General features: G+C 46.4%; 21 protein-coding genes, 5 tRNA genes and 1 riboswitch. Of the genes, 16 read left to right on the forward strand and 10 right to left on the reverse strand.

What is annotated here, in order from left to right; genetic code table 11:
- The first annotated feature begins 3 nt into the window (after positions 1-3).
- From AB432_RS05950 to AB432_RS05975, 6 genes are all read left to right on the forward strand, one after another.
- A tRNA-His gene (locus AB432_RS05950) sits at positions 4-79 on the forward strand.
- Positions 80-105: 26 nt separating this feature from the next.
- Positions 106-180, forward strand: a tRNA-Gln gene (locus tag AB432_RS05955).
- A gap of 7 nt (positions 181-187) precedes the next feature.
- Positions 188-263: transfer RNA gene (locus tag AB432_RS05960), tRNA-Gly, on the forward strand.
- 28 nt (positions 264-291) lie between these two features.
- Positions 292-365: transfer RNA gene (locus AB432_RS05965), tRNA-Cys, on the forward strand.
- An 8-nt stretch (positions 366-373) separates the two neighbouring features.
- Positions 374-455 (forward strand) — tRNA-Leu (locus AB432_RS05970).
- 127 nt (positions 456-582) lie between these two features.
- The gene (locus tag AB432_RS05975; RefSeq protein ID WP_048035713.1) at positions 583-1,911 is read left to right on the forward strand and encodes a purine/pyrimidine permease; all 1,329 of its coding nucleotides are present in this window, start codon (positions 583-585) and stop codon (positions 1,909-1,911) included.
- A 15-nt stretch (positions 1,912-1,926) separates the two neighbouring features.
- On the opposite strand, the gene AB432_RS05980 is transcribed toward AB432_RS05975, so the two are convergent.
- Positions 1,927-2,598, reverse strand: a complete 672-nt coding sequence (locus AB432_RS05980; RefSeq protein WP_048031456.1) for a B3/B4 domain-containing protein — start codon at positions 2,596-2,598, stop codon at positions 1,927-1,929.
- A 115-nt stretch (positions 2,599-2,713) separates the two neighbouring features.
- On the opposite strand from AB432_RS05980, the gene rnhA reads away from it, so the two are divergent.
- From rnhA to AB432_RS06000, 4 genes are all read left to right on the forward strand, one after another.
- Positions 2,714-3,148 carry a ribonuclease HI gene (gene rnhA, locus AB432_RS05985; RefSeq protein WP_173630755.1) on the forward strand — a complete coding sequence of 145 codons (435 nt, stop codon included), beginning with the start codon at positions 2,714-2,716 and terminating at the stop codon, positions 3,146-3,148.
- Positions 3,145-4,296: a tRNA epoxyqueuosine(34) reductase QueG gene (gene queG / locus AB432_RS05990; RefSeq protein WP_048031457.1), complete on the forward strand. Its 1,152-nt coding sequence runs from the start codon at positions 3,145-3,147 to the stop codon at positions 4,294-4,296. Before rnhA ends, queG begins: the two co-directional genes overlap by 4 nt.
- Positions 4,297-4,324: 28 nt before the next feature.
- The gene (locus AB432_RS05995) at positions 4,325-4,858 is read left to right on the forward strand and encodes a methylated-DNA--[protein]-cysteine S-methyltransferase (RefSeq protein ID WP_048031458.1); all 534 of its coding nucleotides are present in this window, start codon (positions 4,325-4,327) and stop codon (positions 4,856-4,858) included.
- Between the two features lie 128 nt (positions 4,859-4,986).
- The gene (locus AB432_RS06000) at positions 4,987-5,955 is read left to right on the forward strand and encodes an amidase domain-containing protein (RefSeq protein WP_048031459.1); all 969 of its coding nucleotides are present in this window, start codon (positions 4,987-4,989) and stop codon (positions 5,953-5,955) included.
- Positions 5,956-5,961: 6 nt separating this feature from the next.
- On the opposite strand, the gene AB432_RS06005 is transcribed toward AB432_RS06000, so the two are convergent.
- Positions 5,962-6,663 carry a ferric reductase-like transmembrane domain-containing protein gene (locus tag AB432_RS06005; protein ID WP_048031460.1) on the reverse strand — a complete coding sequence of 234 codons (702 nt, stop codon included), beginning with the start codon at positions 6,661-6,663 and terminating at the stop codon, positions 5,962-5,964.
- Positions 6,664-6,801: 138 nt separating this feature from the next.
- On the opposite strand from AB432_RS06005, the gene trmL reads away from it, so the two are divergent.
- From trmL to AB432_RS06020, 3 genes are all read left to right on the forward strand, one after another.
- Entirely contained in the window at positions 6,802-7,272 is a 471-nt protein-coding gene (gene trmL / locus AB432_RS06010) for a tRNA (uridine(34)/cytosine(34)/5-carboxymethylaminomethyluridine(34)-2'-O)-methyltransferase TrmL (RefSeq protein WP_048031461.1), read from the forward strand.
- A 25-nt stretch (positions 7,273-7,297) separates the two neighbouring features.
- Positions 7,298-8,023, forward strand: a complete 726-nt coding sequence (locus AB432_RS06015; protein WP_048031462.1) for an HAD family hydrolase — start codon at positions 7,298-7,300, stop codon at positions 8,021-8,023.
- 146 nt (positions 8,024-8,169) lie between these two features.
- Positions 8,170-8,730: a hypothetical protein gene (locus tag AB432_RS06020; protein WP_048031463.1), complete on the forward strand. Its 561-nt coding sequence runs from the start codon at positions 8,170-8,172 to the stop codon at positions 8,728-8,730.
- 238 nt (positions 8,731-8,968) lie between these two features.
- Here the strand turns inward: AB432_RS06020 and AB432_RS06025 are convergent, their stop codons facing one another.
- Positions 8,969-9,169 carry a hypothetical protein gene (locus AB432_RS06025; RefSeq protein WP_048031464.1) on the reverse strand — a complete coding sequence of 67 codons (201 nt, stop codon included), beginning with the start codon at positions 9,167-9,169 and terminating at the stop codon, positions 8,969-8,971.
- 358 nt (positions 9,170-9,527) lie between these two features.
- Between AB432_RS06025 and AB432_RS06030 the strand changes: the two genes are divergently transcribed.
- The 3 genes from AB432_RS06030 to AB432_RS06040 all read left to right on the forward strand — a co-directional run bounded on the left by AB432_RS06030 (position 9,528) and on the right by AB432_RS06040 (position 13,029).
- Complete coding sequence (locus tag AB432_RS06030) at positions 9,528-11,426, forward strand: PrkA family serine protein kinase (protein WP_048031465.1); 1,899 nt, start codon at positions 9,528-9,530, stop codon at positions 11,424-11,426.
- A 70-nt stretch (positions 11,427-11,496) separates the two neighbouring features.
- Positions 11,497-12,654, forward strand: coding sequence for a sporulation protein YhbH (yhbH, locus tag AB432_RS06035; RefSeq protein WP_017251936.1), 1,158 nt, complete (start codon positions 11,497-11,499; stop codon positions 12,652-12,654).
- A gap of 87 nt (positions 12,655-12,741) precedes the next feature.
- The gene (locus tag AB432_RS06040; protein WP_047070376.1) at positions 12,742-13,029 is read left to right on the forward strand and encodes a YiaA/YiaB family inner membrane protein; all 288 of its coding nucleotides are present in this window, start codon (positions 12,742-12,744) and stop codon (positions 13,027-13,029) included.
- A 169-nt stretch (positions 13,030-13,198) separates the two neighbouring features.
- Here the strand turns inward: AB432_RS06040 and AB432_RS06045 are convergent, their stop codons facing one another.
- From AB432_RS06045 to AB432_RS06075, 7 genes are all read right to left on the reverse strand, one after another.
- The gene (locus AB432_RS06045; protein WP_048031466.1) at positions 13,199-14,929 is read right to left on the reverse strand and encodes a GMC family oxidoreductase; all 1,731 of its coding nucleotides are present in this window, start codon (positions 14,927-14,929) and stop codon (positions 13,199-13,201) included.
- Between the two features lie 190 nt (positions 14,930-15,119).
- A complete protein-coding gene (locus AB432_RS06050; RefSeq protein WP_048031467.1) occupies positions 15,120-16,169 on the reverse strand; it encodes an alpha/beta hydrolase in 1,050 nt (349 codons plus the stop codon).
- A 121-nt stretch (positions 16,170-16,290) separates the two neighbouring features.
- A complete protein-coding gene (locus tag AB432_RS06055) occupies positions 16,291-17,763 on the reverse strand; it encodes a methyl-accepting chemotaxis protein (RefSeq protein ID WP_048031468.1) in 1,473 nt (490 codons plus the stop codon).
- Between the two features lie 3 nt (positions 17,764-17,766).
- The gene (locus AB432_RS06060; protein WP_048031469.1) at positions 17,767-18,321 is read right to left on the reverse strand and encodes a GNAT family N-acetyltransferase; all 555 of its coding nucleotides are present in this window, start codon (positions 18,319-18,321) and stop codon (positions 17,767-17,769) included.
- Between the two features lie 193 nt (positions 18,322-18,514).
- Positions 18,515-18,598, reverse strand: a riboswitch (cyclic di-GMP riboswitch).
- Positions 18,599-18,772: 174 nt separating this feature from the next.
- Positions 18,773-19,435, reverse strand: coding sequence for a peroxiredoxin-like family protein (locus AB432_RS06065; RefSeq protein ID WP_048031470.1), 663 nt, complete (start codon positions 19,433-19,435; stop codon positions 18,773-18,775).
- Between the two features lie 84 nt (positions 19,436-19,519).
- The gene (locus AB432_RS06070; RefSeq protein ID WP_048035714.1) at positions 19,520-20,197 is read right to left on the reverse strand and encodes a Crp/Fnr family transcriptional regulator; all 678 of its coding nucleotides are present in this window, start codon (positions 20,195-20,197) and stop codon (positions 19,520-19,522) included.
- Positions 20,197-21,036 carry a DNA alkylation repair protein gene (locus AB432_RS06075; RefSeq protein ID WP_048031471.1) on the reverse strand — a complete coding sequence of 280 codons (840 nt, stop codon included), beginning with the start codon at positions 21,034-21,036 and terminating at the stop codon, positions 20,197-20,199. The genes AB432_RS06070 and AB432_RS06075 overlap by 1 nt, the downstream gene beginning before the upstream one ends.
- Between the last annotated feature and the right edge of the window lie 51 nt (positions 21,037-21,087).

Here is a 21,087-nt window from a genome sequence, read left to right on the forward strand (position 1 = left end):
ATGGCGGTCGTGGCGAAGGGGTTAACGCACCGGATTGTGGCTCCGGCACTCGTGGGTTCAAGTCCCATCGATCGCCCCATAAATTTATAGTTGGGGATTACTTATTGGGGTATAGCCAAGCGGTAAGGCAACGGACTTTGACTCCGTCATTCCTAGGTTCAAATCCTAGTACCCCAGCCATTAATATGCGGACGTAGCTCAATTGGTAGAGCGTCGCCTTGCCAAGGCGAAGGTCGAGGGTTCGAGACCCTTCGTCCGCTCCATTTCTCAAATTGTTTCACCTTATATCATGGAGGCATAGCCAAGGGGTAAGGCACGGGTCTGCAAAACCCTTATCCCCGGTTCAAATCCGGGTGCCTCCTCCATAGTACTTGCCGGTGTGGCGGAATGGCAGACGCGCGCGACTCAAAATCGTGAGGGAAACCGTGGGGGTTCAAGTCCCTTCACCGGCACCATACTTTTACAAGCTAACCCTGAATGTCAAGAAATCTTGATGATTAGGGTTTTTTTCTGCTTTAATAAGCACATAGTGTAGACAGGGAAATAGACAACTTGTATACGCAAAAGGACGAGGTGGTTGAGGTGTTTTACAAACTGCAAGACAAGCCGCCAATGGGGATCACGACGCTGTCCGTATTGCAATGGATGATTGTAACTGTTTCCAGCAGTGTGGCGGTACCACTAATGATTGGAGATATGTACGGCTTGCAGGCTAATGAAATTGGAAAGCTGATGCAGCAGACCATGTTTTACATTGGACTCGCGTCACTACTGCAAGTATGGATTGGACACCGCTATCCGATGATAGAAGGACCGGCTGGATTATGGTGGGGAATCTTTATCATTTTGGCTCAACTCGGAACGAGCATGGGTCTTCATCCACAAGAAATTGGTCAATCCTTTCAAGTGGGGATGATATTAGCAGGTCTACTCTTTTTCATTTTTGGTTTATTAGGCTGGATTGGCAAATTACAGAAATGGTTTACGCCGCTGGTTTCAGGGACATATATGATTTTGCTTGCTGTTTCTTTGTGTAGTAACATTCTCACGGGTATGCTCGGTATTGGTTTTCAGCATTCAAAAGAGGTACAACCGGGTGTAGCACTTGTGTCCATAGGGATCGTAGCCCTTGTTGTGTTTATTATGCGGACCAAGCGATTCTCCAGTTTTGCCGTTTTGTTTGGCATGGTTGGTGGCTGGATCGTGTACGCTCTTCTTGGATGGACAGAACCTGTCCGACCTACGGAGCAATTATTTTCATGGCCTTCTATTTTCTTTTGGGGACCCCCACGCTGGGATTGGGGCGTTGTATTAACAAGTATGCTGACAGGATTCGTTCTGTTGACAAACCTCATGACGAGTTTGGCGGTCATGGGAAAAGCGACAGACACTGTGCCTACTGAAAGGCAGTACAACCGCGGTGGTATTTTTACAGGAGTATCCCACTTTCTGTCAGGATTGAGCGGTGTGGTTGGTATGATTCCCCTTTCCTTGGCAGCAGCGGTTATTCAAACGACGAAAATGGCTTCACGCCTGCCATTTGTGATAGCGATGCTGGGGATGATGTTGATTGGGCTGATTCCCACTGTTGCTCATTTTTTGGCGGCTTTGCCTACTCCAGTGGCATATGCGGCAATGTTTATTTCCTATACGCAACTGCTTGGCTTCGGGTTGAAGGATTATGTGAATGTGAAGATGGACGAACGTACGATTATTGTTGGGGGCAGCTCGCTGCTGGTCGGGATCGGAGTCATGTTCGTACCTGCTGTAGCTTGGCAGCAACTTCCGGCATTAGCCAGCTTTTTGTTCGGCAATGGCTTATTGCTCGGAGTTATTGTGTGCCTGGTCCTAGAACATATTGTTTTTAGAAAAAAGGAAGACAGCGTAGAAAAAGACGGCCAGGCTGCATGACGGGCCGTCTTTTTCTTAGGCGGTAACAATAGAGGAGTGAGTCAGCTCGCCGCCGTTGATTTCTGTAAACATGCGACCAACTGAACCTACGATTTCTTCTTTTTTAGATGGTTCCATTTTTTCGTGGAAAAAGATGACTTGGAGCAGTGTGCGGCTTTGCTCCGTTACACACGAGCGCTTGGAATCGACGATGGGACTCCCAAATGCGCCGTTACTATCAGCGAGTAGCAGCTTCCCTTCCATGTTGACTTCGCGTCCATTTAATCCTTCATAGACATCATCGGCATGGCCGAGGCGACAAGTAATATCACCCGTTAAGTGATCGATGTCATAAATCCCAAATGGAAGAGCGTGCAAAACCGAGAAAAAATTATTAACATCAACAGCGCTGTTGATCCAGAAAAAAGGATTTCCCTGTAGCAGTCGACGCAGTAATGCTTCAGAGGAAGGGCGGTATCTGGATGGATCAATGCCAACTTGCTTAAAGCAGGCCCTCCACTCACGGACGCCTTCGATTTCTGTCAGGTTTGCAGTATCGTGCTCCAGCCGCAAGCTCTCCACATAATAATTAATGCGTCCTTGCAGCATTTTAGGGGAGTCACTGACGGAAGCATTGCTGTATTGTAAAATGCCGAGAGAAAATTGCGGCAGACGCTCGGATACGGAAGAATCTAGCTGAACTTGCATCTATAGACACCCCTTACTAAACCTATTTTTGGTAGTATAACAAAAAATTTTTGTGGAAGCGACTAAGCTTCGATACAATAGAAGAGAACAGAGGAGGGAACCCCTGACGATGACGATGCGTGAGGTTGATATTTATACAGACGGAGCTTGTTCCGGCAATCCAGGACCAGGTGGTTGGGGAGCTGTACTGATGTACGGCCAACACATCAAGGAAATGTCCGGTGCCGAACCACATACAACGAATAACAGAATGGAGCTGTTGGCGGCCATCAAGGCTCTCTCTACATTGAAGGAGCCTTGTAAGGTGACGTTGTACAGCGATAGTGCATACTTGGTTAACTGCTTTAAACAAGGCTGGTATAAAGGTTGGCTGAAAAACGGTTGGAAAAACAGCAAAGGCCAGCAGGTGGAGAATCAGGATTTATGGAAAGAACTGCTGCAATTGATGGACACCCACAAGGTAGAGTACGTAAAAGTCAAAGGACACGCCGACAACAAATGGAATAACCGCTGCGACGAATTGGCGACAGGAGCGATTAAACAGCTGTGAACGATTTGCAGTACTGGGAGCAGACAAAGCAGTCCATCATTGACTATGCCAAGAAAATCGGAATCGATAAGATCGGGTTTGCCAGTGCCGACCCATTCATGACCTTAAAAGAACGGCTTCTTGTACACCGGGAAAAGGGTTATGAATCTGGATTTGAAGAGCCTGATTTAGAAAAGAGGACGAACCCGGAACTGTTGTTGGACGGGGCACGTTCGCTGATTTCTATAGCACTGGCCTATCCATCCAAGCTCAAAAATCCACCAAAATCAGAGCCGGGTGCGTATCGGGGAATCTTGTGCCGTGCGGCATGGGGAACCGATTACCATCACGTTCTGCGCGACAAGCTGGACAAGCTGACTCGTTTCATTATGGAGCTGGAGCCAGGGGCTCGGATCGAATCTATGGTAGACACGGGAGCATTGTCTGATCGTGCGGTTGCCGAACGGGCTGGGATTGGATTTGTAGGAAAAAACTGTGCCATCATAACGCCGGAGTTCGGATCATGGGTGTACTTGGGGGAGCTTGTAACGAATCTTCCGTTGCCAAGCGACCTACCGATCGAAGAAGGCTGTGGCGACTGTAACATATGTGTAGACGCTTGTCCGACCGGAGCCTTGATTCAGGGCGGGCAGCTTGATGCACAGCGATGTGTTGCGTATTTGACTCAGGTAAAAGACTTTATTCCAGATGAATTTCGCGCGAAAATCGGAAATCGGCTGTATGGTTGCGACACTTGTCAGACGGTATGTCCTAAGAATCGTCGCATCGACAACAACCATCATGCTGAATTTCAGCCTGATCCGGAGATTGCCAAGCCTTTGCTGATTCCGCTGCTTCAGATGAGCAATAAGGAGTTCAAGGAAAAGTTCGGCCAATCTTCTTCATCTTGGAGGGGCAAAAAGCCCATTCAGCGCAATACGATACTAGCGCTTGCACATTTCAAGGATCGGACGGCTGTTCCTCACTTGGAACGTCTTTTGTTCGAAGACCCTCGTCCAGTCATTCGTGGAACTGCTGCATGGGCACTAGGAAAAATCGGAGGAGAGCAGGCACACGAAGCGCTCATTACCGCAAAAGCAAAAGAGGCGTTACCAGAAGTGGTGGAAGAGATAGAAAAAGGTATGAGCATGATTCGTTCACAGGCTTAGCTTGAAAGAGAGAGGGAGGACGTAGAAAATGGCAAAGGAATTAGGCTATACCATGATGGATTCACCGATTGGACCATTGCTCTTGGCTTCTACAGAAGAAGGGCTGTGCTACATTCAGTTTGCCAATGAACAAGACGGATTGGCGCCACTTGTGCGCTGGTGCAAAAAAACGTTTTTAGGAATTACCCCGACGCGCAACGATTCGATCAATGAGTCTGCCAAAAAACAATTAGATGAGTATTTTGCAGGCAAGCGAAAGACGTTTGATGTTCCAACCGTATTGTACGGTACTCCCTTTCAAAAGTCTGTATGGAATGAGCTATCGAACATCCCCTATGGAGAAACTCGTTCTTACAAAGATATTGCCTTGGCTATTGGAGCGGCGAAAGCTGTTCGGGCCATTGGTGGTGCGAACAATCGCAATCCGATTCCTGTCATTATACCGTGCCATCGTGTCATTGGCTCGAATGGTGCCTTGGTCGGATACGGCGGTGGGTTATCCATTAAAGAATATTTGCTGTCCTTAGAAGAAGGTCCACTATTTGCTCACGCTTCTTCCTAATAAGCTGTCTGCTTGCTCGGGCAGCTTTTCTTTTTCTTCTGAATGCCCCACTAGCGACATATTCTTCATTGAGACGAACGGTTCATGAGTCTATGTTGCAGTCTGGAGGCGGAAAGGAGGAGAGGAAAGTGGAGTGGCGTGAATTCGTTCAGCAATACTTTCAAGCAGTTCACCAGTCATCTATGGACGGAAAGTATGAGCGGCTGTTGCCTTTTTATTGCACAGGAGAGTCTGGCGTACAGGATGAATGGGATCGACTGAACCGGGAGAAGCGGAAAATCGAGGAGCGGGGAGTCAAATTATTGGCTGTCCAGGGACAAGTAACGCCCATGTGCTGGGTAAATACCGATGCCACCATGGAAATAACAGTTCAATGGCAAGAAAATAAAACACTGGGGATCAAGCATACCAAGTATAAAGAGACAAACAAGCGATTGTTCCAGCTCCAATTGCTCAAAACGAATGAAAAATGGTCGATAATCGGGGCAAGGGAGTCGAATGGGGATCAAAAATTGGTCATCGAAGAAGAGGAGGAGCCTATCATCGTTGTGTCAGGCGTCGAGGATGCCATTGACCAGCCTATGCTGATAGTGCATGGAGCGGGAGGGTACAACGCTGCAAATGCAGTCGCGTATGCGGAACGCTACTGGAATACGACCAATCCCGTGTACCCTCGTTTTACGGATGACTGTACGAATTTTATTTCGCAATGTTTACACGCTGGCGGAATCCCTATGCTGATGTCGAAAGAGATGGGCAAGGGCTGGTGGATTCGCACGGGAAAAGGTGCCTCTTGGAGCTATAGCTGGACGGTGGCGCATAGCTTGTATTTGCTTTTGAAATCGGGTGGACCACCTATGCGGGCGGTTACGAAAAGCTCTGCGGCCGAATTGGTTCCAGGTGATATCATTTGTTATGACTTTAACGGGGATGGACGTTTTCAACATAATACGATCGTGGTCGCAAAAGACGCGAATCAGATGCCGTTAGTGAATGCCCATACGACAGATAGCAGCATGCGTTATTGGGCATATGAGGATTCTACAGCCTATACGCCCAAAATGCGCTATGCCTTCTTTCATATAAGAGGGGTATAATTGCCGCTAGCGAAAAAAAGCTCTTCGTATAAAAGAGATGCCGCGAATCATCCAAATTATAGCTGCGAAAACGAGCATGTCTGAAAAGGTATGCGGTTCTCCTTTAATGGATTGAATGTAAATCAAGCCATGGATCAAGATGATGATAAAAAGCCATGGATTGGCGAGATGAAGCCTTTTCCAACTGGAGCCACCCAGCCATTTCTCTGCCTGAGCAGAAGAAGTCAGCCACAGGGCTAGTAGAACGAAAAAAGCAAGCAGCCCAAGGTAGTTCGCAACGCCTGTAAGGGTCCAGTTGGGAGATGGCCACATGGTTGGATCAGAGGAAGCGAAAAAGAACAGACCCAGCCAGCCATCAGCCTTTTCAGAACGATTTTCATGTATGATCATCAGGCGGGGCTCACCTTCAAAAAGGACGAGTACAAGAATGACGTGCAACAGTCCAGTTAGCCCAGCCCATATGCCGATATCTCGACGGATGGACAAGCTGACGGCCATCCAGCCAGCAGGGAGCCAGGACTGGAGTGGACCAATCAGCAAGGTGCAGCCAATCAAAATAAATGAGAGATAGCCGAGAAGCATGCTCCATGCTTCCAGTGCAGGGAACGAAGAAAACTCAGTCCACATCCAACTGGCGCTTAACAGGATCAAACTCACGATGCTCACATGTGCGACAAGGCGTCGCCCAAATGAAATAGGTGTCCCCATCTAATCGTCACTCCTTCAACAGCCAAAGTTTTCTGATTAGATGCAGCAGGCACTCCATTTGTTACAGAAGCTGGGCACGGTGGTATAATAGGACGAGTACAGGTATCAAGTTCGCAATTTACAAGGAGATTTTCAGATATGCCGTTACATATTGTTTTGCATGAGCCGCTTATTCCGGCCAACACAGGAAACATCGCCCGTTCATGTGCAGCGACAGGAGCGCATCTGCATTTGATTCATCCGCTCGGATTTTCGACGGACGATCGTTACCTGAAGCGGGCTGGTCTCGATTATTGGCATGCGGTTAACGTTCACCATCATGAGAGCTTTGAGCACTTTGCTGCGGCACAAGGGGAAGGGGCGGGTACCTTTTACTTTGTGGAGACCTGGGGGGAAAAGTTGTATACGGACGTTTCTTTCCGGGATGGCGACTACATTATCTTGGGCAAGGAGACGACGGGCTTGCCGGAAGAGCTCACAGAAAAATATCGGGAACAAACTATTCGTATTCCGATGAGCGGTGCGACCCGTTCTGTGAACCTGTCCAATTGTGCAGCGATTGTCTTGTTTGAAGGACTTCGTCAGTTAGGTTTTCCATCGCTATCGTAAGGCATTTGGGAGGGAGAAATCCATTATGACTGTGAACACCATCCTGTTTGATTTGGACGGTACGTTATTAGAGATGCAGACAGAACCCTTTGTCAAAAGTTACTTGGTTGAAGTAGGCCGTCATGTCGGAGATAAGTACGATACCGAAAAGCTGTTGGCGCTGATTTGGGATGCGACCAAGGCAATGATCATGAACCAAGAGCCTGACAAGACGAACGAGCAAGTTTTTATCGAACATTTTACGGAACATAGTGAGTGGGATCGGGAGGAAATATGGCCTCTGTTCGATTCGTTTTATCGCGATGTATTTCCGACACTTTCTCACCTGACGTATCCTTCGCCATGGGCAAAGCAGATTATTGCTGCCGCCAAAGAGCAAGGATTCCGGGTTGCAGTAGCGACGAATCCTGTTTTCCCGCGTGATGCGATTCACCATCGCCTCGCTTGGATCGGGATGTCCCCGGATGATTTCGAGCTGGTCACCGTCTACGAGGAGTCGCATTTCACGAAGCCGAATCCTGGTTATTACAAGGAGATTTGTCAAAAGCTCGGGGTGGAACCGACAGACTGTGTCATGGTGGGAAATCACATGCAGGAGGACATGGTCGCATCCAAGCTGGGAATGAAAACGTTTTTGGTAACCAATTGGATGGAAGACCGAGGTGAGCCTCAGTATTTGGTAGATCAGCGGGGATCATTAGAAGAGCTGTTTACAGCGATTTCTGAAAAAAGCGGTGTGTTTGCAGGTTAAGGAATGACTATGAAAGAATAGGCGAGAAGCAGGCTGTCCGTTTGAAAAAATGGTCAAGCCTGCTTTTTCACATACTTTTCCCAAAATCATCAGGTAGGCTAGGTGTTGTACGACCACGTTTTACATAATAAAAGGAGGAAATCTGTATGAAAAAAATTATTTCATCTCTGGTAATGGCTACTTTGCTGTTTAGCGGTATCTCTGTTGTGAGTGCGGCAGATACAGGAGCGGATGCTACAGTAACCCACTCGAAAGCGGAGAAAAAGGAAGAAAACAGAGCAAAACTGAACGCGAAGGCTACCAAGTGGGGCGTAGAAACCACAGATAAAACAAATAAGGAAGTAAAAGCAGCCATTCAAGAAGCAAAAGCGGCAAAGAAAGCAGAAAACGCTGAGAAAAAAGCAGCAAAAGAAGCGAAGAAGCAAGAACAACTCGTCAAGCTAAAGGATAAAGCTGTGAAGCTGGGCGTTGACACGGCAGGTAAGACGGCGAAGGAAGTAAAAGCGGCTATTAAAGAAGCAAAAGTAGCAAAAAAAGCAGCAAACGCTGAGAAAAAGGCAGCAAAAGAAGCGAAGAAGCAAGAACAGCTCGAGAACCTGAAAGAAAAGGCAGCCAAGTGGGGCGTTGACACAGCAGGAAAGAGCGCAAAAGAAATCAAAGCTGAAATCGAAGCGAAGAAAGCAGAAAAGAAAGAGAATAAGAAATAACAAGAAAACAAAAAAAGCAGGTTGCCATAAGCGGCAGCCTGCTTTTTTCCCTGGATGATCTTTACATGTTCCAGGTTTTGTCCTCGTTGTAGCCAGCTGTCAGAATGAAAAACAGAAAAGCTCCGAAGACCAATGCTACGATAAATGTACCCACGGTTGACAGCTCCTTTCGTAAACAAACTACTCCCATTATAGCGTAGCCTGCCCACTTTGCAAACGAATTAAAGCTGTTGTGCCCTTACGTAAGTGATAATTTTCGATGGTCGTTCACGAGTTTCAAGAAGGCACAAAGCGAAATGGGCACACTCAGTATTTCTCCTGTATCCAGTTCCATTCCTGTCACTGCTTGGTAAATAAATATCGAAAGAATCACCAAGGTTGCGATGCCGGTCAAATAAAGTCCTTTTTTCACTTGAATGCGTTCTACTTGGATGTCCATGTTCGTTCCTCCCGTTATTTTACGCCAATCCGTATTGGCTGCCCGTGTATGCTGCTTATGATTGTATTTTACAGGGGAGAAGGGATTACAAACCATCGAATCAGCTTACAGCTACGCTCGTTAAACCTTACAATTCCGTAATCCTCCAAGCCGTAAAAAAGCAATGTGCCGTATTTTTATGGGAAGATTGCTGAAACTTGTGCAGATGTCTCGCATACACATATGTAAAGGCTGTAAGAGCCTGTTGGCAACCGGAGAAAACGGCTTGCACGTGAATGCGTGACCGCAGGCGGACATATACATGAGAGTACATTGTCGTTGGGAAGAGAGAGGGGCTTAAGAGGGAGGAGTGTCGAACATGGACATTTTAAAACGGATCGCTGAGCACCGGGCCCGCGAAGAAAACCTGATGTGGAGAGGAACATTCGCCGAATATTTGCAACTGGTACGTAAAAATCCGCAAATTGCCCAGACGGCGCACTCACGCGTCTACAACATGATTAAAAGCGCGGGGGTTGAAGAGAACGAGGACGGCTCACGTTCGTATCAATTTTTTAGTCGAGAAATCTTCGGATTGGATCGTTCTGTTGAGCGCCTAGTGGAGGAATATTTCCACTCGGCTGCACGTCGTCTGGATGTCCGCAAGCGCATCTTGCTCTTGATGGGACCTGTCAGTGGCGGTAAGTCTACGCTCGTAACGATGCTAAAGCGAGGACTGGAAGAGTATTCTCGGACGGAAGCCGGAGCGATCTTTGCACTTGATGGTTGCCCCATGCACGAGGAACCTCTTCATCTCATCCCGCATGAGCTGCGTCCAGAGGTAGAAGAAGAGCTGGGAATCAAGATTGAAGGAGAATTGACGCCCTATAACCGGATGAGGTTGGAGACCGAATACGGAGGGTGCATCGAGGATTTCCCTGTTCGCCGGATTTTGTTTTCCGAAGCCAATCGTGTCGGGATCGGTACATTTAGCCCTTCCGATCCGAAGTCTCAGGATATTGCCGATTTGACGGGGAGTATCGACTTTTCGACGATTACGAAGTACGGCTCTGAGTCCGACCCACGTGCGTATCGTTTTGATGGGGAGCTGAACAAAGCCAATCGCGGATTAATGGAATTCCAGGAAATGCTGAAATGCGACGAGAAATTTTTGTGGCATCTCCTGTCGCTGACACAGGAAGGAAACTTCAAGGCAGGTCGTTTTGCCCTCATTTCTGCGGATGAGCTGATTGTTGCGCATACGAACGAATCGGAGTACAAGGCTTTTATTGCGAATAAGAAAAATGAGGCACTGCAATCTCGGATTATCGTCATGCCGATGCCGTATAATCTGCGTGTCAGTGACGAAGAAAAAATATACGCGAAATTAATCAAGCAATCCGACTTGGGGCATGTGCATATTGCACCGCATGCGCTCCGGTCAGCAGCAGTCTTTTCCATTATGACCCGCCTAAAAGAATCGAAAAAACAGGGGGCCGATCTGCTGAAAAAGATGCGGCTGTATGACGGTGAATCGGTGGAAGGCTTCAAGGGAGCCGATCTGGAAGAGCTGCGTAACGAGCATGCCGATGAAGGAATGTCCGGTATTGATCCCCGTTATGTCATCAACCGTATCTCCAGTGCACTGATCCGCCGCGACACGGAGTGCATCAATGCGCTAGATATTCTTCGGGCGCTAAAAGAAGGCTTTGACCAGCATCCATCTATCACCAAGGAGCAGCGGGAGAGGTATATGAACTTCATCTCTATTGCGCGCAAGGAATACGACGAGCTGGCGAAAAAAGAAGTGCAGAAGGCGTTTGTCTACAGCTACGAGGAGTCGGCAAAAACGCTCATGGATAACTATTTAGACAATGTGGAAGCTTATTGCAATATGAATAAAATCCGTGACCCCGTTACAGGTGAGGAGATGGATCCAGATGAGCGCCTGATGCGTTCCATCGAGGAGCAAATTGGCATCTCGGAAAATGCAAAGCGGGCCTTCCGTGAAGAAATTCTCATCCGTATCTCGGCCTATGCGCGTAAAGGGAAGCGGTTTGACTACAGCACGCATGATCGTCTGCGGGAAGCTATCGAGAAGAAGCTGTTTGCCGATCTGAAGGATGTCGTCAAGATTACGACCTCGAACAAAACACCGGATGAGCATCAGCTCAAGAAGATTAATGAGGTCACCAAGCGACTTATCGAAGAGCATCAATATTGCCCAGTTTGCGCAAATGAGCTGCTGCGCTATGTGGGTAGCCTGTTGAACAGATGACAGAACGTTGGCGACATGAGGAGCACGTCATATTCGGCGCAGATTGCGCCAGTTGCTAGGAGGAGACGGCATGAAAGATGAATCATCGTTCATTGTCTCCCGGGAAGACTGGTCGCTGCACCGCAAAGGGTACCAGGACCAAAATCGACACCAGGAAAAAGTGAAAGAAGCGATCAAAAAAAATCTGCCCGATCTCGTCAGCGAAGAAAACATCATCATGTCGAATGGTCGGGAAGTCATTAAGATCCCTATTCGCTCCCTGGATGAATACCGATTGCGTTTTAACTTCCAAAAGGGAAAACATGGCGGTCAAGGTAAAGGAAACAGTAAAGTAGGCGATGTCGTAGCCCGTGACGGCGATCCGGCGCAAGGGCCAGGAAAGGGTCAGGGAGCAGGTGATCAGCCGGGTGTAGACTACTACGAGGCTGAAATCAGCGTAGAAGAATTGCAGGAGATGCTTTTCGCCGAGCTGGAGCTGCCGAACCTTCAACAGAAAGACGAGGAACAAATCGTCGTAGAAGAGACTCGGTTCAATGATGTCAGGAAAAAAGGCTTGATGGGCAACATTGATAAAAAACGTACCCTGATCGCGGCCATTCGCCGAAATGCGCTGGCAGGCTACAGTGATATGGAGCTGGGGATCACCGATGATGACCTGCGCTTCAAGACGTGGGAAGAGATCATCAAGCCTCATTCCAATGCTGTCATTATTGCGATGATGGATACGTCGGGAAGTATGGGCGTGTTTGAAAAGTATATCGCCCGCAGCTTTTTCTTCTGGATGGTACGTTTTCTGCGCACCAAGTACGAAAAAGTCGAGATCGTCTTCATTGCCCATCATACGGATGCGAAGGAAGTAACGGAGGACACCTTTTTCTCGAAAGGGGAAAGCGGGGGGACGATCTGCTCCTCTGCTTACAAAAAAGCGTTGGAGATCATCGATAGCCGCTACCCGACATCGCAGTACAACATTTACCCGTTCCATTTTTCCGATGGCGACAACCTCACATCTGACAATGAGCGTTGCGTAAAGCTGGTGAAAGAGCTCATGGAGAGATGCAACATGTTCGGCTATGGCGAAGTGAATCAGTATAATAGGCACAGCACCCTCATGTCAGCATATCGCCACATCAAAGAGCCGAAATTCATGCATTGTGTCATTCGGGAAAAGGGCGAGGTATACAAGGCGTTGCGTACTTTCTTTGGCAAGAAAGAAGCTGTGAAGTAATTCATAGAGACAACCGGGCGAGAAATCGTCCGGTTGACTTCTATTTGTTTGCATGAGCCACATGAACAAAACGTGAGGGGTGTTACTATGTATCCACAAAAGCATCGGATGCGCAACACGGGAGCCTTCACTTTCTTGGCATACTTTACATTGGGCGCAGGTGTCCTGCTATTTTCCATCGGTTTATACAATGCAACAGGTCTTCAGCTGCACGAAAAGGGGTATTATATCGCATGTATGCTTCTGGTAGCAGTTGGATCGATTTTGACACAAAAAGTAGTGAGAGATAACGCAGAGGATCGAGCGATTATTGAGGAGCAGGAAAGAGAATTTAACTTGAAGGTATCGAAAGCGGAGAAAGAAACGCCGAAATAGCCTGGTTACATATGGGAGAATGGATGATAAAAGAAGCCCATGATTGATTCATGTCAAATGAATGCACGATGGTTCATTTGCGCAGGAGATCATCATGGGTTTTTTGTAAGGAAGAGTAGAGCCTCGGGAATTTAACGGTTGAGACTACAGCAACATAGGATGGTATAGATTAATCATCATCGTCGTCACAATCCTCGTCACGATGGTCTTTCGCCTCTTCACGGATAAATCGTACTGCGTTTAAACCGATCATCTGTGCCGGTGTGGAAGTGTTGCCGTCAGGTAAGATAGGGGCGATGGATAGATCAGCGACTTTGAGATTTTCCGTTCCAAATACATTCAGGTACCCATCCACAACACCCTCGGAAATGCTTTTTCCCATTTTACATTGCCCACCATAGTGAGCGAAAATGCTACAAGATGCTCTCACATAAGCAGCGAGCAAGCTTCGCTTTTCTGCTTCATCCTGTATATGGAATAGGGGCTCGGGAGGATATACCACCTTGTAAATACCCTCAGGATCGAGTTCACGAGCCTTCGTGATCACCTTGAACATTTCGATATATTGGTCTATCAAAAAGTTTAGATCATCAGGATTTTCAAAGACATTGAATTTGATCGATGGGTACGCTTCCGGATCACTATGTGCGACCGTAATCGTACCTTTACTTTTGGGGTTCAAGTCTGCTAGGCCAATACTCATGATATTGCTTTCCTTTGTGGGAACAAATTGCCAACCATTGATAAGCACATCTTGAATGGGGACAAAGAATGGTAACGGAAGCCCTAATATTTGCAGGCGACGACTCGGTCCGTTTTCTTTTTTAAATGCACCAAGTGCTACAGGCTGATCAGGGTCAGCAGCTAATACTGGAAGGAGTCGGTCTGTTTTTACCTCGATTCCCATGCCAATACTATACTGCGACTGAAGATTGTGACCGACATTTGGACTCTCTACTAATGTAGCTATCCCTGTTTGGGCTAAATCTGTCGTTCTGCCAATTCCTGATCGTTGCAGGATAACCGAGGAGTAGTTACCAGCAGAGACAATAATTCCTTTTTTCGCATAAGCGATTTGTGTCACACCGTTTCGTACAAATTCAACCCCGACAGCAGTCAGCACTTTCTTTTTTTTGTTATTTGTAAAGAGGATTTTATTCACGGTTGTTTTTCCGAAAATGACTAACTTTCTGCCTCCAATCCCGAATTCATCTGGCTGAAACTCATTGCCCTGTGTCACGATTTGGTTATTTAAATACCCGGCTCTGGTGGAGGAACGGACAAACTTCCCATCTACTTCTTGTTGAATAAATTGTGATTGGAAAAAGGTACAATCTCGTATGCCCGTATTATAATCTTCGACAATGGGGATACCCAAAACCTGAGAGGTTGCTTCTGCTAATGTTTGGATAAGCCCGCCATTCGGAATCTGTTGCTGTCTGACAAAAATAGGGCCTTTTGTACCGCGTTCTTTTGGGCTTTGTGTATCTCCCGAATAGGATTCGTTTTTCTTGAATAAGGAGCGGATATTATCGTAGCTCCATTGATCTCCGACGAGTTTTGCCCATTGATTATAAAGCTCGCGGCTTCCGCGGACAGCATACATAAAATTATGTTCGGAGCTTCCACCAATTACTCTCCCACTCCATAGCGGAAGCTGGCGTCCAATCGCTTGTTCGATTTTTGAGACGGCTATGAAGGATAGCTTGTTATCATCTGCCATATTCACTGCTGCCTCAAGAGAAGCGCTCAGGTTGGGCATATTTGTACCTGCTTCCAGAACAAGTACAGAAGTCTTCTTGTCATCTGTTAATTCCTTGGCGATTACCCCTCCGGCAGTTCCGGCACCAATCACGATATAATCATACTTTTCACTTGCTGAGCTTGAACTTTGTCCCAATTGTTGCACTTCCTTTTGGTGATTTTGCTAGCACTTTTAATTTATTCATGCAGAAAGACAAGGGTTCCAGTAACAAGTGAGGCAAAAGCATTATTTGTAAGCTTTTGTGTGAATGACGTTGGAAAGACAGGAATAGAAATGTGGCTTCAATAGCTATGAGGTGTAAAATTGGGTACTTTACTCGTCAGGGTCATGCCCTGACGGTTTTTCGAATGAGCTCTATAAACTCCTCTGCTTTCTCGATGTGTGGAGCGTGCCCCACATTTTCCATGACAATCTCCTGACAGGAACCACCAGCGCGCTGATATTGTTCAAGCACGTCACGAATTTGGGAGACCATCGGCTGCGGTGGATATTCGTCTTCCCCTGGCCATCCGGGGACATAGCCAAGCTTGCCCAGCGTACCGAAATCAGCAAGCGACTGATCCGAGATAATGGCATCATCCGCACCGCGAATCCATAAAATCGGGCATTTCGGCTCAATCTGGACAATACCGGACAAATTTACGTATTTGGGAGAAATCGCATTCGTAATCCCTGTCGTTCCAGGAGCAACACCGGGCCAATCGTTTACGTATTCAAAAGCACCGGGGTAAAAGCCCTCTCCCGTTCTTGTAGAGAGTATTGCGCTCACATAACGGTCTTCCTGCTCAGGGCCAACTTGGAATGGGGGCTTGAAATAAAGCTGATTCATGACATTGCGAGGACTGGAGGGGGAGTCACTACTCATATCTTTAGCGGCTATCCTTTTGACGAGCTCCGAGTTGGCGGCTCCTCCACCCGAGCCTGAGAAGCTGCTGTAGCACGGGGTACCAGCAATATCCTTGGTTCCACCAAAGCCGTAAGGGGACATGGGGGCGATTAGAATCAGGGAGCAGACTTCCTGTGGGTGATCGATGGCAAACTGCATCACGATCCCTCCACCCAAAGACCAGCCGGCAAGATGGACAGGTGTTGGCAAGTCCAATGCCCGAATAAACGAATGAAGGTCATCCGACCAGTCTCGCAAACCGCGTGTCGCATCGATAGGCAATGCTTCACTTGCTCCATAGCCACGCATATCAGGTGCATATACACGGTACTGGTCACATAGAGCCGCAATGGTATCATCCCAGAACAAGTTGGCTGATGCATTACCGTGAATGAGGAGAAGCGGTTCTCCTTCCGGTACGCCTGCTGTCAGATAGGAAACGAGCAATCGATCGGTCTGAATCGTTTTTGTTTCGATTCGTGCATCCATCAATGATGTGCCACCTTTCATTGTATGAGATTGTAAATATCAGAATATTTTTATTATATATCTGTTCGGTTACAAAATGAGAAAAGAAAACAACCGCCTATAAAAGGCGGTTGCAGGAAGGTTACATATGGAGACCACGCATCTGTTGTTCGATTTTCTCAAAGCCGCCAGAAACCTTAACGACTTCGTCTTTTTGCTCAGAAACGAGAACAAGTACTTCTTCCAGGCTCTCTTTGTTCTTGTCGGTAATATCTGCGTTGACTTCTACTTTTGCGCCGACTTCCTGAATCATGCTGTGAACATGGACGATGAACTCTTGCAGGTTTTTCGTTTTATCCGCAAAATTTTGCATGTAGTTGTCTACATTGGTGAACATTTCTTGTACTTCGAGGATGCCTTCGCTATTTTTCTCAAAAGAAGTCTGTGACTCGGAAATCATATCCGATACGAGCTTCATTTTTTCGCGAATGGTCATCAGCAGGCTCGAGATCGACTCTGAGGATAGCTTGGAGGATTCCGCCAGCTTGCGTACTTCATCTGCTACGACAGCAAATCCTCGGCCATGCTCGCCTGCGCGAGACGCTTCAATCGTGGCATTGAGTGCCAACAGATTGGTTTGTGCAGAAATCTCGGAAATGGTTTGAATGATTTTCCCAATCGATTCGGTTTCTTTATTGAGCTCTTGAATTAGCTGGTTCGTACCTTGGATGTCCGTGATAAATCGTTCAAAGTCATTGCCGATGTTGCCAATGCGTTTGCCGCTCTCGCTAGTGGCTTCTTTGGTCGATTCTACGTACTCATGCATCTCTGTAACAGAGCGGGTCATGTCCTCAACTTGCAGATTCGTCGAGCTCATTTCCCGACGCAGCTCGTCCGTATTGCTGGTTTGGATCGTAAAGGACTCCATAATGTCTTGCAGGGAAGCGACGGTTTCGACAGCGCGAACATTTACACCGTCCGTCACCTTGTTCAAATTCTCTTGATAGTCTTGCATAGAGGTGAGTGATTCGTTGATCTGATCCAGAACACGTTGCAACGATTCCTTCGAGGCAATCGCTTCTTGCTTTTGTTGCTCACTTTCCTCTTGCAGCTTGTTATTGAATACAGCATGCATCATGCTCGTGACAGAGACGAAGCAGAAGGTAAGCAGGAAGTACATCAGATCAAGATTGCTTGTCGAATGGAAAATCGTTTCTCTCTGTGTCAGGAAGTAGTAAGAGACAATGCCCAATGTCGATACAATCGTCAAAATATTAATGAGTCGGTCTTGATAAATCCCCATGACTGCTACAAAGAACATAATGGTCATGATATTGATCATATGCGGGTCCAGTCCAACTATGATGAACATGAAGATCCCGATTACGGCGAAGTTGAAAAACTTCATGAAGGGCGCTGCTTTTTCACGGAAGCTCGGGCGATTGGAGATGTAAGTAAAAGGTGCCAGCACGCCATACAAAATACCCAGCACCGTGAAAACGAATGTGTACGGTACGCCTAGAAAGAGGTTTAAGACTTGAACAACCGTAATAATACTGGCGAATACGATTACGACCCAATTATTTCTTCTTCTCAATAGATCAATGTTATCCATGTTTTACCCACCTACCTCGACTTTTACTTGGTTGGATGACGACGAATTGTACCAGGAATATTTCGGATCATGCTTATTGTCATAGACATCTTTTAGATGGAAGAGGGTCGGAATGGCATCGGCCCCTTTGTAAAAGACGATTTCTTTGGTCTGAGTCGCCTTTACATGATACTTCTTGTTGATGAACGTAAAAAAAGTTGGATCTGCTACCCCGATTGCGTGGGTATATCCATGCTTTTCAGCGTAATCTATCATCAAGCAAATTCCTTTTTGCCCTAGTTGTCCACGGTATTTCGGCAAAACAGCGAGACTGTCTACCTCCATTACTTTCATGTCTTCTGTAACAACATCCTGAAAAAGTGATTTCATATAAGCACTTGATTTGGAAAAGGGCGTCATTTCAAATGTTCCACCTGCTTCACCATCTTCGGCAATTAAGAGGAACAGAGCCGAGCCTTCTTTCGCGTACTCCATCTCGAAGCCCATGCTTGTCCATACTGTTTCTTTGATCTCATGAAATTTTGCTAACTCTTGTACGGTTTCTACTTGTTTGTACATAACTTGTCCACTCCATCATTTTCTCTGATTGAACCATGTTGTGTATGTTTGACGTCTCAAAAGTTATGTTTTTCCATCCGTTACGAAAATGAAAGTGCTTTCATCCTCCTTTCAAAAATGTAAACACCAAAAAAGGCCGTTCCATCGAAATGGAACAACCGAAGCTACCAACATCAAAAAATGGTCTCAAGATGATGGCAACCCGGCTATCATGGTCAAAGACTGTAGACCCGTGGTTTTGCGTCGCCACCTTTCGATGACTTTGCCTTTTGCATTTATTAGCAAAATTTGTAAAAACGTGTCGAATTTTGCTAGACATAATCATGCAAAATATAAGCCAAAAGATATATCTTTGTCAAGTTTTGGTAGGGAAAAGAAACTAATTGTTCATAAAGTATGAACGTACGAAAAAACCAGTTGCTGTTTCAACTGGTTTTTCATTTTAGGGACTTTAGGTTATGGTTTGCAGAATGTCTAGAACTTCAGTAGGCTCCATTCTCTTTTTGTAATCTGGATCTAAGCATGCTGACCGGATTACGCCCTGGTTGTTGAGGATATAAGTAGCAGGAATGGGGAGCGTCCAGGAATCGTCACTGTTAAAATGCTTGAGATCAATATCCAATGATCGGTAAGTATCCTGTAAATAATCAGGCAGTCTGAATCTGAGTTTATATTTTTCTGCCACCTGGTTATTGGTATCGCATAACAAAGGAAAGCTCAATTCGTTTTTCTCTTGCATAGTAAGAGAGTGTGCAGGAGATTGTGGACTAATGGTAAGCAATTGGGCACCCAGAGAGGTTATCGTATCGATCTGTTTTTGGTATGCTTGCAGCTCCAAATTGCAGTAGGGGCACCATGATCCACGGAAAAATGTGAGGACGACGGGACCTTTTACGACTTCTTCCGACAGGGTAAAGGTCTTGCCAGTGTGGTCGTTCAACGTAAAATCAGGCGCAATCGAACCAATCGGCAAGCCCTTTGCCTGCCCAGAGGTCCGCAGCTCCTCGAGTGATCTTGTAAATGCATCCGTTACTTCACGAGTGAGGAAGTCTGCTATTTGAATGGTTGTATGATCTAGCTCTTCGCGCAGGCTCTGAAAATGTGGTTTATTCATATGTCGTTCCCCTCTTTTTCGAAAGAATAGTAGAAGCCATAGCTTTACGATATCTTTCTTTTGGAGGGAAAGATGTAATCTGAATTACATTTTCTTCAAAATTTTGTCCCGATGAATGGAAATGGATTTAAAGCCTGTTTGAATCAGTTCTTCTCTTGCTAAAGCACGTAATGCTACCGTCACAGCTTCCCTGGATGCCCCGACAAAGTGGGCGAGTTCTTGATGGGAAAGAGGTAAATCAATTTTTTGAAACGCCGAACTGCTGGGATTGCCAAATTGATCGGCAAGCTTTACTAACGTGGAAAGAATGCGATCTTGTAAAGGGAGAAGGGCAAGATTTTCGGCTGCCTGGCTGATCGAAACCATTCTATCGCTAATGAGCTTCATGATCTTCATCATCAGTTGAGGATGTTCGATTATGTAGCTCTCAAATTTTGCTTTGCTCATTTTACAAATGAGGCAGTCTTCGATGGTTTCTATATACATCTCCCTCGTACCTAATGAGAGCAAATCCATTTCTCCAAACACATTGCCTTCCCCGAGGATATCAAATGTGAACTGCCGCCCATCCCGATTTACTTTATATAAACGTACTTTCCCCTGTTTGATGAAGTAGAAGCCCTCTGAAAAAGTTTCTGGTGTTTGAATGCACGTATTTTGGGGGAAAGGGGTTAGAGAGGTTAATTGATCAATTAAGCGCAAACTTTCCTCGGATAATGAATTCAACAAATAAAATTGGGATAAATATGTGATTCGGTTCATCATTTCTGTTCGGTTTGGGTCTTCAGGATCGTTCTTTTCGCTTTAGTGACAATTCTTTTCGTTTCCTTTGTATCAGAGATTCTTAGCCACTCGTCACAAAGCTGCGTTACCCAGTCTGGTTGTGATTTACTCGCATCGTTCAACCAATTCCCTACAGAATCTTGAACATATTTAGATGCATCTGATTTCACTTGCGTGAGTAAAGGCAGGCAGCGAGCAGGCTCATTTTTCAATGCGTCAATATGCTTACACCAGACCCCTCGTGGGCGTGTGGCTTCTACCGCAAAGCGGCGAATATTTTCGTCGGTATCAAGTACCCATTCGTTCAGGAGTTGAATGGAATGATTCAAATCATGCACGAGAGAATCTCGAATCGCCATCCATGCGATCTCTCTTACTCCAAAATGATGATCAGCTGCTAGTTTTCTTATTTGCTTTAGCTTTTCTTCGAGCGATAAGGTGTTGTCCAGACCGATGATATAGGCGCTCCAGCAACGTACACTGTCTGACTTGTGGGTGGTCAACGATAGGAAAACAGGAGACGTAGCTGTGGATTCACCCGATTTGTGTAAGATCGTAAGCACTTCTTGTCCAATTAGACGGATAGCTTTCATTCCGCTCGTTGAACCAGTCTCTTCTAAGTGACCAACAAGTTGAGGGACATACGCGCCTAACGTAACATGAGGCAGAACGCTTCGTAACAGATGAATATGATCAACAGCCTGCCACTCAGTCAAATTGACGCTTTCTAATTCTCCAGCATGAAGGAGTGCTAATACATTTTCAGGGATGAGCGAGGCTTTACTTGCTCCTTTTCTCGTGCGCACCGAATCAGGCATTTTCAACGAACTCCTTTTCGCAATAATGGTAAAAGTATACATAAAAATCAC

Source organism: Brevibacillus brevis (assembly GCF_001039275.2).
GTDB classification, from domain to species: Bacteria; Bacillota; Bacilli; order Brevibacillales; family Brevibacillaceae; genus Brevibacillus; species Brevibacillus brevis_C.

What these genes read in the sequence shown, in the direction of transcription:
- AB432_RS06015 (WP_048031462.1), top strand. Translation starts at nt 7,298, where the DNA reads ATGACTGTGAACACCATCCTGTTTGATTTGGACGGTACGTTATTAGAG.
- AB432_RS06070 (WP_048035714.1), bottom strand. Translation starts at nt 20,197, where the DNA reads ATGAACCGAATCACATATTTATCCCAATTTTATTTGTTGAATTCATTA.
- AB432_RS06065 (WP_048031470.1), bottom strand. Translation starts at nt 19,435, where the DNA reads ATGAATAAACCACATTTTCAGAGCCTGCGCGAAGAGCTAGATCATACA.
- AB432_RS06075 (WP_048031471.1), bottom strand. Translation starts at nt 21,036, where the DNA reads ATGCCTGATTCGGTGCGCACGAGAAAAGGAGCAAGTAAAGCCTCGCTC.
- AB432_RS05995 (WP_048031458.1), top strand. Translation starts at nt 4,325, where the DNA reads ATGGCAAAGGAATTAGGCTATACCATGATGGATTCACCGATTGGACCA.
- AB432_RS06025 (WP_048031464.1), bottom strand. Translation starts at nt 9,169, where the DNA reads ATGGACATCCAAGTAGAACGCATTCAAGTGAAAAAAGGACTTTATTTG.
- AB432_RS06030 (WP_048031465.1), top strand. Translation starts at nt 9,528, where the DNA reads ATGGACATTTTAAAACGGATCGCTGAGCACCGGGCCCGCGAAGAAAAC.
- AB432_RS06005 (WP_048031460.1), bottom strand. Translation starts at nt 6,663, where the DNA reads ATGGGGACACCTATTTCATTTGGGCGACGCCTTGTCGCACATGTGAGC.
- AB432_RS05980 (WP_048031456.1), bottom strand. Translation starts at nt 2,598, where the DNA reads ATGCAAGTTCAGCTAGATTCTTCCGTATCCGAGCGTCTGCCGCAATTT.
- AB432_RS06020 (WP_048031463.1), top strand. Translation starts at nt 8,170, where the DNA reads ATGAAAAAAATTATTTCATCTCTGGTAATGGCTACTTTGCTGTTTAGC.
- AB432_RS06040 (WP_047070376.1), top strand. Translation starts at nt 12,742, where the DNA reads ATGTATCCACAAAAGCATCGGATGCGCAACACGGGAGCCTTCACTTTC.
- AB432_RS06050 (WP_048031467.1), bottom strand. Translation starts at nt 16,169, where the DNA reads ATGGATGCACGAATCGAAACAAAAACGATTCAGACCGATCGATTGCTC.
- AB432_RS06055 (WP_048031468.1), bottom strand. Translation starts at nt 17,763, where the DNA reads ATGGATAACATTGATCTATTGAGAAGAAGAAATAATTGGGTCGTAATC.
- rnhA (WP_173630755.1), top strand. Translation starts at nt 2,714, where the DNA reads ATGCGTGAGGTTGATATTTATACAGACGGAGCTTGTTCCGGCAATCCA.
- trmL (WP_048031461.1), top strand. Translation starts at nt 6,802, where the DNA reads ATGCCGTTACATATTGTTTTGCATGAGCCGCTTATTCCGGCCAACACA.
- yhbH (WP_017251936.1), top strand. Translation starts at nt 11,497, where the DNA reads ATGAAAGATGAATCATCGTTCATTGTCTCCCGGGAAGACTGGTCGCTG.
- AB432_RS06060 (WP_048031469.1), bottom strand. Translation starts at nt 18,321, where the DNA reads ATGTACAAACAAGTAGAAACCGTACAAGAGTTAGCAAAATTTCATGAG.